The following is a 15,438-nucleotide window of genomic DNA, read 5'->3' as shown; positions in this document are numbered from 1 at the left end:
GATGATAGAAGTAAAAGAAGCTAAACCGGCAGTGAAAGAAAACAATAGCAAACTTGTCTACGAAACAAAAGGTTTAGATTTATGGTATGGTGAGAACCATGCATTAAAGAATATAAATCTTGCCGTTAACGAGAATGAAGTAACAGCCATCATTGGTCCTTCGGGTTGTGGGAAGTCTACTTACATTAAAGTATTAAATAGAATGATCGAACTAGTTCCAAGTGTACGTACTTCAGGCAATGTATTATACCGAGGACAGAATATATTTGATAAGAATTATCAGGTTGAGGAATTACGAAAGAATGTTGGGATGGTGTTCCAAAAACCGAATCCTTTTCCAAAGTCAATTTATGAAAATGTAGCATATGGACCAAAAATTCATGGCGTTAAAAATAAAAAAGAACTAGATGAAATTGTAGAAAAAAGCTTACGTGGTGCAGCAATTTGGGATGAGGTTAAGGATCGGTTGCATACAAATGCCAACGGACTCTCTGGCGGGCAGCAGCAACGTATTTGCTTAGCAAGATGTCTAGCAGTTTCTCCTGATGTCATTTTGATGGATGAACCGACTTCAGCATTAGATCCAATTTCTACTTTAAAAGTTGAGGAACTTGTACAGGAATTGAAAGAGAAATTCAGTATTATTATCGTTACACATAATATGCAGCAAGCTGCACGTATATCTGATAAAACAGCCTTCTTCTTAAATGGAGAAGTCATAGAATATGATAAGACAGATAAAATTTTCTCGAATCCACATGACAAGCGAACAGAGGATTATATAACAGGACGTTTCGGATAAGCAAATCATTTCGAAGGGAGAATGAAAATGGTTTTAAGAGAAAAATTCGAGAGTGAGCTTAAGGAATTAAAGCTAAAAGTCATTGAAATGGAACGATTTGCCTCATCTGCATTGGACAGAGCATACAAAGCGTTACTCACAAAAGACGTAGAGCTGGCCTTATCCGTTATAGAAGAGGATAAGAAACTTGATAAAATGGAAGAAGAGCTTGATGAACTGGCTATCCTGATGATTGCCAAGCAACAACCTGTTGCAACAGATTTAAGACATATTGTTTCAGCTATTAAAATTGCTTCTGAAATCGAACGTGTTGGAGATTATGGAAAGAACGTTGCCAAAACGGCTATCCGCCTATCAAAAGAAGAAAAGCCGTTTGTCAATGAAGCGGTAAAAGAAATGCATGACACTTGTATGGAGATGCTCAACATGTTTAATGAATCCTTTATGGAGGAGAATATTCTCCTGTCTAAGGAACTGGCTGAGCTCGATGACAGGGTAGATGATTTATATGGACAGGAAATTCGTAAGATACTTGAGATGAAGCATCCTGAGTCTACTACGGTTAATGAAAATTCTCAGTTATTGTTTATTGTCCGCCATTATGAAAGAATTGGTGATCATATTACAAATATGGCTGAAGAAACCCTCTATATGATTAAGGGCAGACATTATCATTTAAATGAATCCTGATCATGGTTCATGATTATAAAAAATGGAGATTCCTATAATAGGAACTCCATTTTTTTTATAAGCATGCCATTTAGAAGGGGGCTTTTACAAAAATAATGCTTTGATGCCCTGATAAGCGAAATAGACCCCAAACCCCAATAGAGATAGACCAGAGATTGCTGATATTCCTTTCAGGCTTGTCTCATTTAAGAATCTTCTAAATCCGGTTGTTAAAAAGGCAACGATAATATCCCAAAAGGTTAAACCAAGAAAAATCATAGAACTGTAAACAATAAGTGAGCTTGTTCCATAGGTCGTGACAGTTTTTGCGAGAACAGAACCATATATTCCAATCCAAAAAAGAATAGAAAGCGGGCTTGTAATAGACATGATGAATCCTGTTAAAAAGGACCTTGCCAGCGTATCTTTCGTACGATAATCATCAAAGGTAAGAGTATTTACCCTCATGATACTTTCTATTCCGGTATAAATTAGGACAAATCCTCCAAAGAGCCACAGGAAAATCTGGACATACGGAATCGTAATAAATTGTACAAAACCTAAATAGACCAATAGCATGAATATTCCATCCGCAATCATAGACCCTAAACCAACAATCCAAGCATGAAAAAAGCCATTTTTTATGCCTTTATCTATTCTGGCTGAGTTAACTGGACCAATGGGTGCCGCCAATGTTATTCCCAATACAAAATAACTAAATAAAATATGTCCGCTCACGCTTTCACTCCATCTTATGTGTCTTTAACTTGTACATATTTATGAGGAAAAGAGGAGAAGTATAACAAAATTTATTGATTTTATAAATAGATCGTAATGTAAGACGCAGTTTAGCTTATTTTTAGGCAACTAGTAAAAAGGTTTATATCCTCTTAACTTGGATATAAGGAAATAACAATTTATAAAAAGAAGGGAAGGTCAAGATGAAGAAAAGAGATACGGTAACAGTGGGAGGAATATCGATAAACTACTTTCTCAGTGATAAGACTGTTCATATAGACAATAATGAATCATTAAAAACTGTCATTCCAAATCCTAAAGCAGCCGTTCAACTGGCGAGGAAATTAAAAGAGAACTATCAGCAGAAATACGGACGTGAGTTATCTGTGTCCGAGCTTTCTATGGCTATAGAAATCTATGGTCATATCTATCCTGAAAAAATCGCCAAGGCCATTAAAACATTGCCTTTACCTGACTTTGTTGATAAGGCAATGAATGATTTGATTAAAAAGACAGATATCATTGATTCAGGGGAAGAGAGTATCGATCAGAACAGAAAAATCTGGGATGCGATTGCAAAGGTCATCCCAGTCTAACAGAGCTGATTAAATAATAGAAAGTGACCTGTACCTAAAAGCTATTTTCCTTTCGTTAAAACGGCAGCTAAAGCTGCATAGTCCATGTTTTGATAGACCGTATAGGTTCCTGCCTGAATCTTCTTGGTGAGATCTCGTTTGTCAAGATAATCGGAAAAGGTTTTGATATCCGGTATTACCTGTTTCTTTTCTAATAGACTGATCATTTCCGTCGAAGACATTCCGGGCTTTACAGTCAAAATAACGGACGCAGTCTCTTCTTTCTTGTTTTGATCCATTTCTGACTTTAGTTTCGAAAGAGTGCGAAGATCCGTTTGATAGGTTTCCCAATCTCTTTTGGACAAAATATGATTCCCATCCTCTAGTAATATCTTTTGGGCTGCCTCTTTTGTAAGAGGCTCCCTTTTATCTACTGATTGCTCTTCAAAAAGATAACAAGCCGTAAATATGCTTGTGGCTATAAAAATACCAGCAGCGGTTCCTGAAACGTATGATCGGTTCATTGGAAATCGCCTCCCTGGTTCTCCAGGATTTGGATGACCTCGTTTATCGGTAAGGCAGATTGCTTGGCAATCTGATCAATCGATAATCCTTGTTTGGATAAATGGACGACTTGATTTTGAATGACTTCATGTATGGGTAAGGAAGTGTTTAGAAAAGAGGATTCCGTTACCGTATCCTCATGCATGATTTCTTCCTCTAAGACCCGAAGACGTTTCTTTATTTGATACATTTCCTGTATATAATCCAGTGATAGCTGTTCAATCTCTTTTTCAACTTTTACATCCCGCCCTTTATAAAATAGCGAAATGACAAACAGTAAAGTGGAAAGAGAAAATAAACTTATGATAGTGATTAACATGATGTCCCTCCCAATTCAAACTCCACCTCTTATTTTACAACAATTCTCTCCCTGATTTGGTAAAAATTTATGAAAAAGGAAAGATTGCTCATAATTTGGAGGTAGATAGTTGTTCTTCGACAATATGCGTTCATTGTCATACGGTTCAGAGGGTGTTAGGATTTAATGGAAGATATTAGTGGATATATGAACGTGTAAGAAGAATGAAAGAGGTGGGACTGCTTGGACCAGTTAAACTATTTATATCAAAATACAAAAAGGACTATGTGTACAAAGCTTGCTGATGATGCCTCTGGATCCATTGTCCCTTATTTGTGGCATAAAGATCCTGCACAGCATAGTGAGATTTCGACTGCAGTTCAATTAACAAATAATGATTATTTTGAAAGAGTAGATGTAATCTGTAAAAATGATGGCGATCAGGAACACGAAATAAAAATATTTTTTGTCCATGAGGCTTTTCAGGAAGTTTCAGCAAGTTTTTATAGTCCTGCAGATTCTTTTATTTATTTGTACGGTAAACAGACCATTAGTTTACTAAATGGAAGTAACTATGCGTCTATTTCGATTATGGAGAGGAAACATAAAAAAGCGGTATATCAATCGATGGAGGACGGCCAAATCATTCATTCCCCTTTAGCTAGAGGTCTGGTTATATGCACAACAATGTACAAATTTTCGTTGGAACCAGGAGTGAAAAAAGGCGTTTCCAATTGGATGATTACGGGCAGCAATAAAGAGGAAGCGATGCTTCTTGATTACTTGGTTAAAAATCAGACTAGCATTTATGAATGAAAGGTGATATTATAGAAAAGTCGTATAAAATGAAGTTTTGAATGAACTGGAGGGACTCACATGCGTGTAAACATTACTTTAGCTTGCACAGAGTGCGGTGAGCGTAATTATATCAGCACAAAAAATAAACGTAATAATCCTGATCGTCTTGAGCTTAAAAAATATTGCCCAAGAGAGAAACGTACAACTACGCACCGCGAAACAAAATAAAAGCAACAGGAGGTACTCTCCTGTTGTTTTTTTTTATGGAATAATATAGAACATAAGGGGATTTAATGTAATGTTAAAGGGAGAGTTGAGAACAACTTATCGTCGTTTGCTTATGGAATGTCCGACAGACGAGCGTGATACATATACGAACCAAATTATTGATTCATTATTTCAACATGACATATGGAAAAAGGCTCATACGATTGGAATCACGATTTCTAGGTTTCCTGAGATTGAAACGCACGGGATTATCGAAAGAGCGTGGAAAGAAAAGAAAAGGATCGTAATACCAAAATGCGAACCGTACAACAAACAGATGGATTTCTATAAGTATGATCCAAGTACGATATTGGAATCCGTATATCATGGTTTAAAAGAACCTAAAACGGATAAAGGTCAAAAGGTAGAGGCTGGAAAAATTGATGTCATGGTAGTTCCAGGACTTATTTTTTCAAAAGCGGGATATCGTGTTGGATTTGGAGGGGGCTATTATGATCGTTACCTAGCCTCTTATCAGAGAATAAAAATATCGCTTGCCTTTACGATGCAAGTAAGGGACGATATTCCGACGGAAGAATTTGATATTCCGGTTGACTATATATTTACAGATCAAGGGGTAATAAATTGTGGTTGATTTAATCATCTATGTGCTTGTTGCTTTATGCTCGTACGGAGCCTATCGGCTTAATGCCCTGAATAAATCAGGTGCTTTGGCAGCCTTTCTAGTAGGTGTCTCCATTGTGATAGGTTTTGGATGGGAAGGGTTGTTTCTTATAGGATTGTTTTTTTCTTCATCAAGTTTTTTTTCAAGCTATAAAAAGAGAAGGAAACAGGTGCTTGATCAAAAACTAACAAACGGAAGCAGGCGGAATTGGGCTCAGGTGGCCGCTAATGGTGTTCCTGCTGGAATATATTCTCTTCTTTATTTTATATCTGACGGTTCTCAAATCTGGTTAATTGCTTTTATTGCATCGATTGCGGCAGCTACATCTGATACATGGTCATCGGAATTGGGGGTGCTCAGTAAATCCAATCCAATTCATTTGATCAGTTTGAAAAGATGCGAGCCAGGTACTTCAGGTGCAGTTTCAGTGCTTGGTTCTCTTGCTGGGCTTGGAGGCTCTATATTTATTGCATTAGCAGCCATTATTATGTTTAATCTGTCACTGCCAATGCTTATCTTGCTGGGTGTGTTCGGATTTATGGGAAGCCTACTTGATACCCTTATAGGTGCCTTCTTACAAGTCGAATATATATGCCCGGTATGCTCAGTCCATACGGAGAGAACTCAACACTGTAATCACCAAACCATTAAAAGAAAGGGAATTAACTGGATTGATAATGAAATTGTGAATATAAGCTCGATTGTTATTAGCAGTGTTCTATGTATAATAACTTGGCATAGTTTCACATAATACTACAGTATAAAGAGTTTATATGTATTGGAAAAAAGGTGGTTTTTGTAATGAAAAAAAATGTAAATCGTGTTGTTCTGGTGGGTACAGGTTTTGTTGGAAGCAGTTATGCATTCGCTATGTTAAACCAGGGGATTACGGAAGAGTTTGTTTTAATTGATTTGAATAAGGATAAAGCTGAAGGCGATGCAATGGACTTAAACCATGGAACTCCATTTGCTCCGAATAGAACGAAAATTTGGTTTGGAGATTATTCTGACTGTAAAGATGCAGATATTGTTGTACTCACTGCAGGAGCGAATCAAAAGCCTGGTGAAACACGTCTCGATTTAGTTGAAAAAAATATGAAAATCTTTAAATCTATTGTTGGAGAAATTATGGCCAATGGATTTAATGGGATCTTTCTTGTCGCTGCTAACCCGGTTGATATTCTTACTTATGCAACATGGAAATTTTCAGGGCTTCCTAAACACCGTGTTCTTGGTTCCGGTACAATCCTCGATACAGCCAGATTCCGCTTTATGTTAAGTGACTATTTTGAAGTGGACCCTCGAAATGTTCATGCCTATATCATTGGGGAGCATGGCGATACAGAATTGCCGGTATGGAGCCACGCAAATGTTGGAGGAAAGAACATAAGTGAACTAATTGGCAGTAAATCTGATCAATCTATGGAAGATCTCGATAAGATATTTATAAATGTGCGTGATGCAGCATATGAAATTATTAATCGTAAAGGCGCAACATTCTATGGGATTGCCATGGGTCTGGTTCGGATTACGAAAGCCATCCTTCAGAATGAAAATAGCATTTTAACAGTATCCACTTTCCTTGATGGGGAATATGGAGAAGATGATGTGTATGTCGGTGTTCCTGCAATTGTAAATCGTGAGGGCGTTGGAGATATACTTGAGTTGAAATTATCAACTGATGAACAAGAAAAGTTCTCTCATTCTGTTAAAGTATTGAAGGAAACGATGAACCCGATTCTTAATGAATTATTATAAGTAGAATAAAAATCCCTCCTGTTCTCCAAACTATATGGTAATACAGGAGGGATTTTTTTATGAAGAATTTTTTAATTGTTTTTGTCTCTGGCATAATAGGGTATATGATGTTTCAAAACAGGTCTTCCATTATGAAAAATAAAGTAATGCGTAATATGATTTTAGCTGTTTTAATGGAACTGCCGATTTTTAAAACGGTTCAAAATCAATCAAATCAATCATAAGATATGTAGTATTTCCGTTCATATGGCGTAATGATAAAATAGACATAGAGAGCTTATAAGAGGAGAGAAAGTAGGGGAATAAGTGAGTTTTAAAGAAGAATATATCTATTGGTCCTTTATTAATCAATTGATTATAAAGAAAGGATATCGATTTATATCTGCTTCCACTGACCACAAGGAAATATGGCTTGAAAATCAATCCAGTCGGGTAGACCCAGTTATCCGTATAAAAAGGGAGGATTTGGGCTGGTCCAATCAAGTGAAGAAAGATCGGAATCTTGTACTGCATAATGCTGAAAAGATTCGTAAGTTTCTTTCCAAAAAGGAACTGACCGTTAAGTCACTTTATATAAGTCAATATGCTCCGGTAGATGATTATTCGGATATTGTTGGAAGGTATTCAGATGCCAAACATGCAAAAGTTACAGTTGACACTCTGATTTTTCAAACGGGTTCTGCACAAGAGCATATAGGGGATGTAGAAAAATTTCTTGGCTTTTCACTCGAATTAGCTGATAGGGATTATCATTCCATAGTTGAGGAGGAAATAAAAGACCTAAAACAGGAAGCCATGTCTGTTTCTTATCAAAAAGTGAAGCAGGATGAACAAATTTTCTCCTATGGAAAACCAATCTTCACCTATCTATTAATGGCCATTCAAGTCCTCATATTTATTTTACTGGAAATGAGGGGTGGAAGCACAAATCCTCAAACACTCATCGAGTTTGGTGCAAAATATAACCCGCTGATTATGCAAGGGGAGTGGTGGAGATTTTTCACCCCTATTTTTCTTCACATTGGACTTACACATTTAGTGTTGAATACATTAAGCTTATATTTTGTTGGGATTATTGTGGAACGGATTTATGGGAGCTTTAGATTTTTAATCATTTACTTTTTCGCCGGCTTTATTGGTTCAGTAGCCAGTTTTATTTTGGTGCCCAATTTGTCTGCGGGTGCCAGCGGGGCGATATTTGGATTGCTTGGGGCCTTATTATTGTTTGGTATTCTCCATCCCACTCTCTTTTTTAGAACAATGGGATGGAATGTCATCGTTATTCTGATTATAAACCTGGTTATTACTTTTTCCGCAGATGCCATTGATAGTGCCGGTCATATAGGAGGCTTGATTGGAGGTTTTCTTGCAGCGGCTATTGTCAGATTGCCGAAAAACCGTAAGTTGCCTTTCCAACTAGCTGCATTGGTGCTAACCGTGTTGTTAACAATCGGTTTTGTGAGATATGGTTATGCCGCAAATGAAGATGGACATAATTATCAAAATGATGTCACGCTTGCCCAAGAATATGTCAATTCAAAGGAATATGACAAAGCATACGACCTGCTTGATGACTATCTTGATGAAGAAAATGCTCCAGAAGCCTATTTTCTGGCGGGATATATCAAATATCAGGATAAAGATTTAGTGAAGGCAGAGCAGCTTTTTCTAAAAGCAATTGAGCAAAGAGAAATATTCCCTGAAGCGTATTATGATGTTGGACTGATTTATTGGCAGTGGGGACAGATGGATAAAGCGAAAGAGTATATCCAAAAAGCAGTCGATCAGGAACCGGATAATGAAGACTATAAAGCTATACTGAATACGCTCAAATCCCTATAATCTATCTTTAAGGGAGAAGTTGATAAAATTCATGTATATAGCCGGATTTATCCTGAATAAGAATGATTAGCTTATTTGTATCTTGTTTGCGCAAAATCAATGGGATGGTACTGTCAATTGGATCAATGATAGTGCCATCTTGTTTTTTGATTCCTGAAATATAAATCGTATAGAAGGCTTCCCAAAGCTTCTCCGTAATCTCCAGTCGCTTCTCATCTGTATATCCGGCTAATAGTTTTTTTCCTTCGGTCGGCAACTTTGTCAGGGGGATAACCTGATACTTTGTAATATCGAGCTTTTTGTCGCCTGTATAACGATCGAGTACTTTAGCGAGCCTGGAATTGCTTACTGAAGATAAAGTAAATGCCCATTCCTTTTGTTCGTCGGTTTCCGGGTTCTGAAATGATTTAATGGGCCCGTAGCGTGAAGCAATTACAAAGAGGTTGCTATCTGTTAATTTAAATGAACTGGTTGGCGTATCGTTATCTGTATGAATCTCCGCATAATGAATCGTAATGGATTGAAATAAGGAAGATTCTTGAGCTTTCACTGTTTTCTGCTGTGTAATTCGATCAGTATTCTGCTCCCAATCCTTTGTATATTCCTTTAACCGACCATTCTGAAATAAAAGTGAAAAATCCTGTCTTAGATAACTTTTTTGATTCAAAATTGACTCAGTTGAGAGTAAAACTTCATATTGTTCATTCTCTTGACCCTGTTTTTGCAAGGTCAAGGAAGAATCCGTCTTGTTAAACATAGCCTCTTGATTAAGCGGAAAATACTTAATGATAGCCAAGTCTTTTTGTACATAAAGATGTTCCCACCAAGTAAAGGTAAACAACAGTAATAAACCGACAGTTAGATAACCAATATATTTTTTCAAAAGGATTCTCTCCCCACTTTATGAATTAGCCTCACGTATATATCTGAAAAAAGGAAGACAAAATGAAGATAACCTGATGCTTTGTCCTAGAATATATGTTCAACACCAACTACATATGCTTTGTTTATAAATGTCAAAATGACTGGAATGACAGAAAGTATCTTGAGGAGAACAATCAAATTCAGCTATACTTAGAGAGAATCAGGAAGGAATGAGACATAATGAAATCTGTATATGAAATTCAACAATATTTAAAGAGGTTTGGAACTATCATATACATGGGTGATCGTTTAGCTGATCTTGAAATGATGGAAGCAGAAGTACGGGAGCTATTTCACTCTCAATTGATTGAAATCAGAGATTATCAAACGGCCATTTTAATCTTGAAACAAGAGATAGCATATGAAAAGGAAAAACAAAAACTAAAACAATCGAAAAGGTGAATCAAATGTTGGGGAAACAAGATTGGTTACTTGGGATTGATATTGGCGGTACGACGATTAAACTTGCTTTCATTGACAAAGAAGGAGTCATTGTACATAAGTGGGAAATCATGACCAGAAAAGAAGAAGGTGGCCTTCATATCGTTTCTGATATCGGCAGGTCGGTCAGATTGAAACTGGAAGAATGGCAAGATGGTAATTTAATAGGTGTTGGTATGGGAGCACCTGGGCCGGTTAATTTTGAAACTGGATCAATCTATGTGGCTGTGAATATTGGCTGGCAGGACTATCCTTTAAAAGAATTGCTTGAAAAAGAATTGGGGATACCGGCAATCGTGGACAACGATGCAAATGTAGCTTCCTTCGGAGAATTTTGGAAGGGAGCAGGAAAAGGGACAAATGATTTTGTTTGTATCACTCTTGGGACCGGTGTCGGCGGCGGTGTAATTACTAATAAACATTTAATCCATGGTACAAGCGGGGCAGCGGGAGAGTTAGGTCATATCACAGTTAAACCAGAAGGCGGAGCACCTTGTAATTGTGGAAAGACAGGCTGTGTTGAAACGATTGCCTCAGCGACTGGCATTGTAAGACTCGCTTTAGAAATGGTTAAGAAAAATCCAGATTCGGCTATTTCAGCTGTATTTAACGATAAAGGCTTAATCACATCTAAAGACGTGGTTGAGTGTGCTGTAAAGGGAGACCAGGCAAGTCTCGATGTTCTCGATGAGGTTGCCAAATACCTTGGTCTTGCGGCAGCCAATGTCGGCAATATAATCAATCCGGACATCATCGTATTCGGCGGCGGTGTTTCAAGGGCCGGTGATATTATCTTGAAACCAATTGAAAAATACTTTAAGCAATTTGCCTTTCCACGTGTAGCGGCATCGACTAAACTTAGAGTAGCTTCTCTTGGAAATGATGCGGGCGTTATCGGCGCAGCCGGATTAATGATGCAGCAATTAGGTGAAGAGATCTAAGTCAAACAACCCTTTTATGGAGCAGGTTAACCCTGATGATTAAACGTTCATACAATATACGTTTGCAAAGCACTTTACTATTTTGGTGAAGTGCTTTTTTTTATTTGGCTCGGATGAATTGATTCTTTGATTAAGAAGGATATTGAAAACGAATTGACGAATTTAATTTTAGAATTGCGTATGACCTGGATTAATCGATGGGAGGGTTTATATAGAGAATATACCGAAGCATATTATTTCTGAAGCAACGATTATATAAAATGAACAAGAAGAGATTGTATTAACTAAAGTCTTGTTGATTATGAGCTTTAAAAGATGAAGTGAAGGTGGGGAATTTTGATAATTTAGCCTTGAAGGGGGATTTGATTTGTTTAATAGAGTAGCTTCTCAAGCCTTTTTGAATTTTGCGGAAAGGGAATGTAAAGGCTCCAGCAGATTATACGAGTATTTATCTATAAAAATTGCTATGGATGATCCTATCCTTGAGATAGCCAAAACTGCACGAGATGAACAACCTATTCCAAACCTTCTATTTGGAGCAGTCCACTATCTTTTATTAAAAGGAAAAGAACACGCGCTAAAAGAGTATTATCCCAGTATCGTAGAGCATCCAAAATCATATAAGGTGTCATTTGGACACTTTAAGGATTTTTGCATGACCTATCAAGAGGAAATTGAATCGATTCTGAAAACCAGACTAGTTCAAACAAATGAAGTTCGAAGATGCGCATATCTTTACCCTGCTTTTTGTGAAATTTATGAGATAGCGAAGAAACCATTAGCCCTTGTCGAAATTGGTACAAGTGCAGGGTTACAACTTCTTTTTGATCACTATTCATATACATACGGGGAAAATGGCATTTACAGCAATACAGATTCCAGACTTACAATTACCGCAGAGATAAAAGGAAATTATATACCAACCCTCCAAGTCACCCCACCTCCGGTTTCAACCAGAATTGGCTTGGATTTAAATCCTATCCATTTAAATGATGAAAAAGAGAAATTATGGCTTAAATCTTTAATATGGCCCGAACATAAAGAAAGATTATTTATGTTTGAAAAAGCGGCAAGCTATATAAAAGAATGTCCAGTAAATTTGGTTGAAGGGGACGGAATACGTTTATTATCTAAGTATGTTGAGATGATTCCAGAGGAAAGTGTGGTTTGTATTTTTCATACGCACGTTGCAAACCAAATGCCACTAGAAGTAAAAGAGAATTTGCTGCAAGCTGTCAAAGCGATTGGAGAGAAAAGAGATGTATTCCACCTTTACAATAATATTCAGGATCAGTTTTTGCACCTGGATTATTATTTCGAGGGCATGGAAAGCCAAAATATCATTGCAGCCACCGACGGACACGGACGATGGTTTGAATGGCTTTTGGAAAATAAGCTGACCATAAATCAGTAGTAAAAAGATATTGCTTTGGGGCAGCTGATCTATATAGATAATAATCTTGATAGACCATAAAACAGGGCATTGATCCGTAGAGGATGAATGTCTTCTTTTTATGGCCCCCATCCTCAAACCTATACTAGGTTATATCCATACTTGGCAAAGGTACGTGAAGGGTGAGGAATAGGTGTATTAAAGGCTGATGAAGTCCGGGAGAAGTCCAGTGTAAAGAGGCTATGCCCCGCCTATGGAGAGGCTATACCGAGGTAAAGGCATGTCAAGTCCAGGAGAAGTCCAGGAGAAAGCCCCGCCTATGGAACGGTTATATCCCAGCTACGAAGCGTTTATGCACCACCCAAGAATTACCTATACCAAGTTTAATGCACACCAAGATGCATCTTTTAGCTCGCTAACGGTGAAAATGAATAAAATGAATGATGGACCTGTCATTAACCAATCTATACATAATCATATGCATCTGAATTTTTTGTTGGTAGTATTCATAAAATGAATATAAAAAGGATGTGATTCAATGAAAGTCATCATAAAAAAACCTGACTTATTATCCAGATTGGCCGTTTTATTTACAATCCCGATTTCTGTTTTGCGTGAATGCAATTTACATATCAGTGGAAATGAATTGCTACCGGACGATATGGTTCATATACCTGGATATTGGACAAGGGAAGAGAGTGTTTCTTCATTGGATTTAACGCAGCCTGATGAATTTGAAAGAATTCAGATAGCCAATCCTATGATGAATGAGGGTGAGAATGCTAACCAATCTATTCGACTACCTGTTAAAATTCAACACAGTATCGTTGATCAGACATGTCCTTATCCATCAAGTAAATGTATAAATGATATGGAGGTTCTCGGAACCATCTATCCATTTTTGAGTAGGAAATCAATCGGGAAATCTGAACTAGGCCAGGATATATGGGAATTGCGTATTGGAATTGGTCCTAAAAAAGTTCATATGAACGCATCCATGCATGCTAATGAATGGATTACCAGTTTGATTTTAATGAAATGGCTGAATGAATATTTATTAGCTTTGACGACCGGTTCTACTTTCGGAGTATGTACGGCACTGGAGATTTTTCAAGAGTGCAATTTGTCGCTGGTTATAATGGCCAATCCAGATGGTGTGGATTTAGTTTTAAACGGGCCACCGGAAAAACTAAAAGAAGATTTAAAGAAGATGAATAATGGTAAAGAAGAATTTCTAGGCTGGAAAGCGAATATCAGGGGCGTTGATTTAAATAATCAATTTCCGGCGAACTGGGAGATTGAAAAAAAGAGAAAGAAGCCAACAGGACCGGCAGCAAGGGACTTTCCTGGTAAAGAACCATTGACGGAAAGTGAAGTGAAATCATTAGTGGCGCTTGTACAGAATGAGCAGTTTGATCGTGTGGTTTCATTGCACACTCAGGGCGAAGAGTTTTACTGGGGATATGAGGGGCAGGAACCAGAGATTGCTTCTATTATGGCAAGGGAGTTTGTCATTCGCTCCGGCTACAAAGCTGTTCGTTATATTGATAGCCATGCCGGTTTTAAGGATTGGTTTATTGACCATTATAAAAAGCCTGGTTTTACGTTAGAGCTGGGAAAAGGGATAAATCCACTTCCACTATCTCAATTTAATCAAATCTATCAAGATACAAAGCCGATTTTAAATGCCTGTCTTTACTTATAGTCTGTTCAAAAGTTGGGAATGTTGTTCTGTAGGCTGTAAAAAAGGAATCCAGGTTAATGGATTCCTCTTTTGTAATGGGTGGTGAAGCGTATTCATTAATGTACTGCAGGATAGCCATCCCTAAGGAAGGTCATGATGGCAAACCAGCCAAAGACAACAACAGTACCTAAGGCGAAAACTATTCCAAGAAAGTTTTTGTTTTTAAAGGCGCTGATTAATGCGAAGATAGCCAGAATGGCAACTAAACCAAAAATGATTACCAAGCCCATTTTACTTACCCCCTCTGGAATTACCAGGTAATAAAACCCAATAAATCTTTAAATTGTAAAATAAATGCATTCAATAATAGTTTAATTCTTTTCAGACAATTTGTCGAGATATTATAAATTAACCAAAAAGAGATGGTAATAGCATGTAAGACTCTTTATACGAAAGCTTTAGTTGTGTAAAATAAAAGAAACTGATTGATACTAACAGGGGGAAAGACATGAAAAAAACGTGGAAACGGATTCCTTTGGGACCATTGCAAACAAATTGTTATTTATATGCTCAGCCGAATGGCGAGTGTTTAATCATCGATCCAGGTGAAGAAGCTGAAAAGCTGATTCAGATCATTCGCGAAAAGAAATGGAATCCGATTGCGGTCCTGTTAACACATGCCCATTTTGATCATATTGGGGCAATTGACAGGATTAGAGAAGTCTTTGACATTCCGGCTTATGTACATAAAAAAGAAGCTGAGTGGTTAATAAATCCGGCATTGAACGGTTCTCAATTTTTCCAAATGGGTGAGATTAAAGCTGCTCCCGCAGAGGAGTTAATTTCAGAGGAAGGTCTCCTGGAGATTGGCGATTTTAAATTGAAGGTATTGTTTACACCAGGACATTCACCGGGCAGTATTTCTTATTATGACGAAGATGAAGCGCTTGTGTTTTCAGGTGATGCACTTTTTCAAATGAGCATTGGCCGAACGGATTTACCTGGAGGAAACCATCAACAATTGATGGATAGCATTCGTACAAGATTATGTACGTTACCAAAAGAAACGCTCTGTTTATCAGGGCATGGACCGGAAACAATTATTGAAGATGAGATGAA

The 15,438-nt window shown here is 37.4% G+C and carries 21 protein-coding genes; 16 read left to right on the top strand and 5 right to left on the bottom strand.

From position 1 onward, the window contains the following. The first annotated feature begins 1 nt into the window (after position 1). Together pstB and phoU are read left to right on the top strand one after the other, a co-directional pair. Positions 2 to 802 carry a phosphate ABC transporter ATP-binding protein PstB gene (pstB, locus tag AC58NB_RS04190; protein WP_497425573.1) on the top strand — a complete coding sequence of 267 codons (801 nt, stop codon included), beginning with the start codon at positions 2 to 4 and terminating at the stop codon, positions 800 to 802. Between the two features lie 27 nt (positions 803 to 829). Beyond that, on the top strand, positions 830 to 1,492 hold the full coding sequence (gene phoU / locus AC58NB_RS04185; protein WP_497425572.1) for a phosphate signaling complex protein PhoU: 663 nt from the start codon (positions 830 to 832) through the stop codon (positions 1,490 to 1,492). An 84-nt stretch (positions 1,493 to 1,576) separates the two neighbouring features. On the opposite strand, the gene AC58NB_RS04180 is transcribed toward phoU, so the two are convergent. After that, the gene (locus tag AC58NB_RS04180; RefSeq protein ID WP_497425571.1) at positions 1,577 to 2,209 is read right to left on the bottom strand and encodes a LysE family transporter; all 633 of its coding nucleotides are present in this window, start codon (positions 2,207 to 2,209) and stop codon (positions 1,577 to 1,579) included. Positions 2,210 to 2,412: 203 nt separating this feature from the next. On the opposite strand from AC58NB_RS04180, the gene AC58NB_RS04175 reads away from it, so the two are divergent. Then, entirely contained in the window at positions 2,413 to 2,805 is a 393-nt protein-coding gene (locus tag AC58NB_RS04175) for a hypothetical protein (protein ID WP_497425570.1), read from the top strand. A 41-nt stretch (positions 2,806 to 2,846) separates the two neighbouring features. Here AC58NB_RS04175 and AC58NB_RS04170 read toward each other — a convergent pair whose 3' ends face one another. Then, entirely contained in the window at positions 2,847 to 3,308 is a 462-nt protein-coding gene (locus AC58NB_RS04170; RefSeq protein WP_497425569.1) for a hypothetical protein, read from the bottom strand. Then, positions 3,305 to 3,667: a hypothetical protein gene (locus AC58NB_RS04165; protein ID WP_497425568.1), complete on the bottom strand. Its 363-nt coding sequence runs from the start codon at positions 3,665 to 3,667 to the stop codon at positions 3,305 to 3,307. The genes AC58NB_RS04170 and AC58NB_RS04165 overlap by 4 nt, the downstream gene beginning before the upstream one ends. Before the next feature lie 222 nt (positions 3,668 to 3,889). Here AC58NB_RS04165 and AC58NB_RS04160 point away from each other — a divergent pair, with 222 nt between their 5' ends. From AC58NB_RS04160 to AC58NB_RS04130, 7 genes are all read left to right on the top strand, one after another. Then, positions 3,890 to 4,462 carry a hypothetical protein gene (locus AC58NB_RS04160; protein ID WP_497425567.1) on the top strand — a complete coding sequence of 191 codons (573 nt, stop codon included), beginning with the start codon at positions 3,890 to 3,892 and terminating at the stop codon, positions 4,460 to 4,462. Positions 4,463 to 4,522: 60 nt separating this feature from the next. Further along, positions 4,523 to 4,672, top strand: coding sequence for a 50S ribosomal protein L33 (gene rpmG / locus AC58NB_RS04155; protein WP_497425566.1), 150 nt, complete (start codon positions 4,523 to 4,525; stop codon positions 4,670 to 4,672). Between the two features lie 70 nt (positions 4,673 to 4,742). Further along, entirely contained in the window at positions 4,743 to 5,306 is a 564-nt protein-coding gene (locus AC58NB_RS04150) for a 5-formyltetrahydrofolate cyclo-ligase (protein ID WP_497425565.1), read from the top strand. Next, the gene (locus AC58NB_RS04145; protein ID WP_497425564.1) at positions 5,299 to 6,087 is read left to right on the top strand and encodes a DUF92 domain-containing protein; all 789 of its coding nucleotides are present in this window, start codon (positions 5,299 to 5,301) and stop codon (positions 6,085 to 6,087) included. Before AC58NB_RS04150 ends, AC58NB_RS04145 begins: the two co-directional genes overlap by 8 nt. Before the next feature lie 50 nt (positions 6,088 to 6,137). Continuing rightward, complete coding sequence (locus tag AC58NB_RS04140; RefSeq protein WP_497425563.1) at positions 6,138 to 7,094, top strand: L-lactate dehydrogenase; 957 nt, start codon at positions 6,138 to 6,140, stop codon at positions 7,092 to 7,094. Between the two features lie 59 nt (positions 7,095 to 7,153). Further along, positions 7,154 to 7,318: a hypothetical protein gene (locus AC58NB_RS04135; RefSeq protein WP_497425562.1), complete on the top strand. Its 165-nt coding sequence runs from the start codon at positions 7,154 to 7,156 to the stop codon at positions 7,316 to 7,318. 82 nt (positions 7,319 to 7,400) lie between these two features. Then, the gene (locus AC58NB_RS04130; RefSeq protein WP_497425561.1) at positions 7,401 to 8,936 is read left to right on the top strand and encodes a rhomboid family intramembrane serine protease; all 1,536 of its coding nucleotides are present in this window, start codon (positions 7,401 to 7,403) and stop codon (positions 8,934 to 8,936) included. A gap of 7 nt (positions 8,937 to 8,943) precedes the next feature. Here AC58NB_RS04130 and AC58NB_RS04125 read toward each other — a convergent pair whose 3' ends face one another. Further along, on the bottom strand, positions 8,944 to 9,819 hold the full coding sequence (locus AC58NB_RS04125) for a hypothetical protein (RefSeq protein ID WP_497425560.1): 876 nt from the start codon (positions 9,817 to 9,819) through the stop codon (positions 8,944 to 8,946). A 221-nt stretch (positions 9,820 to 10,040) separates the two neighbouring features. Here AC58NB_RS04125 and AC58NB_RS04120 point away from each other — a divergent pair, with 221 nt between their 5' ends. The 5 genes from AC58NB_RS04120 (at position 10,041) to AC58NB_RS04100 (ending at position 14,340) form a co-directional block, all read left to right on the top strand. Further along, complete coding sequence (locus tag AC58NB_RS04120) at positions 10,041 to 10,262, top strand: YqgQ family protein (RefSeq protein ID WP_497425559.1); 222 nt, start codon at positions 10,041 to 10,043, stop codon at positions 10,260 to 10,262. 5 nt (positions 10,263 to 10,267) lie between these two features. After that, a complete protein-coding gene (locus tag AC58NB_RS04115; RefSeq protein ID WP_497425558.1) occupies positions 10,268 to 11,242 on the top strand; it encodes an ROK family glucokinase in 975 nt (324 codons plus the stop codon). Between the two features lie 367 nt (positions 11,243 to 11,609). Further along, positions 11,610 to 12,656: a DUF2332 domain-containing protein gene (locus AC58NB_RS04110; protein ID WP_497425557.1), complete on the top strand. Its 1,047-nt coding sequence runs from the start codon at positions 11,610 to 11,612 to the stop codon at positions 12,654 to 12,656. Between the two features lie 298 nt (positions 12,657 to 12,954). Continuing rightward, positions 12,955 to 13,152: a hypothetical protein gene (locus tag AC58NB_RS04105; RefSeq protein ID WP_497425556.1), complete on the top strand. Its 198-nt coding sequence runs from the start codon at positions 12,955 to 12,957 to the stop codon at positions 13,150 to 13,152. 21 nt (positions 13,153 to 13,173) lie between these two features. Further along, positions 13,174 to 14,340: a M14 family metallopeptidase gene (locus AC58NB_RS04100; RefSeq protein WP_497425555.1), complete on the top strand. Its 1,167-nt coding sequence runs from the start codon at positions 13,174 to 13,176 to the stop codon at positions 14,338 to 14,340. A gap of 95 nt (positions 14,341 to 14,435) precedes the next feature. On the opposite strand, the gene AC58NB_RS04095 is transcribed toward AC58NB_RS04100, so the two are convergent. Beyond that, positions 14,436 to 14,609 (bottom strand): DUF2759 domain-containing protein, encoded by a 174-nt coding sequence (locus AC58NB_RS04095; protein ID WP_497425554.1) that lies wholly within the window; start codon positions 14,607 to 14,609, stop codon positions 14,436 to 14,438. 218 nt (positions 14,610 to 14,827) lie between these two features. Here AC58NB_RS04095 and AC58NB_RS04090 point away from each other — a divergent pair. Continuing rightward, positions 14,828 to 15,438: MBL fold metallo-hydrolase (locus AC58NB_RS04090; RefSeq protein WP_497425553.1), on the top strand; the 611-nt coding region annotated here is incomplete at its 3' end.

The organism is Pradoshia sp. TA40_28 (assembly GCF_059694525.1).
This window is presented reverse-complemented; position numbering and strand designations above follow the sequence as displayed.

Coding starts and splice junctions, on each gene's coding strand:
- pstB (WP_497425573.1), top strand. CDS start 2: ATGATAGAAGTAAAAGAAGCTAAACCGGCAGTGAAAGAAAACAATAGC.
- phoU (WP_497425572.1), top strand. CDS start 830: ATGGTTTTAAGAGAAAAATTCGAGAGTGAGCTTAAGGAATTAAAGCTA.
- AC58NB_RS04175 (WP_497425570.1), top strand. CDS start 2,413: ATGAAGAAAAGAGATACGGTAACAGTGGGAGGAATATCGATAAACTAC.
- AC58NB_RS04170 (WP_497425569.1), bottom strand. CDS start 3,308: ATGAACCGATCATACGTTTCAGGAACCGCTGCTGGTATTTTTATAGCC.
- AC58NB_RS04165 (WP_497425568.1), bottom strand. CDS start 3,667: ATGTTAATCACTATCATAAGTTTATTTTCTCTTTCCACTTTACTGTTT.
- rpmG (WP_497425566.1), top strand. CDS start 4,523: ATGCGTGTAAACATTACTTTAGCTTGCACAGAGTGCGGTGAGCGTAAT.
- AC58NB_RS04150 (WP_497425565.1), top strand. CDS start 4,743: ATGTTAAAGGGAGAGTTGAGAACAACTTATCGTCGTTTGCTTATGGAA.
- AC58NB_RS04140 (WP_497425563.1), top strand. CDS start 6,138: ATGAAAAAAAATGTAAATCGTGTTGTTCTGGTGGGTACAGGTTTTGTT.
- AC58NB_RS04135 (WP_497425562.1), top strand. CDS start 7,154: ATGAAGAATTTTTTAATTGTTTTTGTCTCTGGCATAATAGGGTATATG.
- AC58NB_RS04120 (WP_497425559.1), top strand. CDS start 10,041: ATGAAATCTGTATATGAAATTCAACAATATTTAAAGAGGTTTGGAACT.
- AC58NB_RS04115 (WP_497425558.1), top strand. CDS start 10,268: ATGTTGGGGAAACAAGATTGGTTACTTGGGATTGATATTGGCGGTACG.
- AC58NB_RS04105 (WP_497425556.1), top strand. CDS start 12,955: ATGGAACGGTTATATCCCAGCTACGAAGCGTTTATGCACCACCCAAGA.
- AC58NB_RS04100 (WP_497425555.1), top strand. CDS start 13,174: ATGAAAGTCATCATAAAAAAACCTGACTTATTATCCAGATTGGCCGTT.
- AC58NB_RS04095 (WP_497425554.1), bottom strand. CDS start 14,609: ATGGGCTTGGTAATCATTTTTGGTTTAGTTGCCATTCTGGCTATCTTC.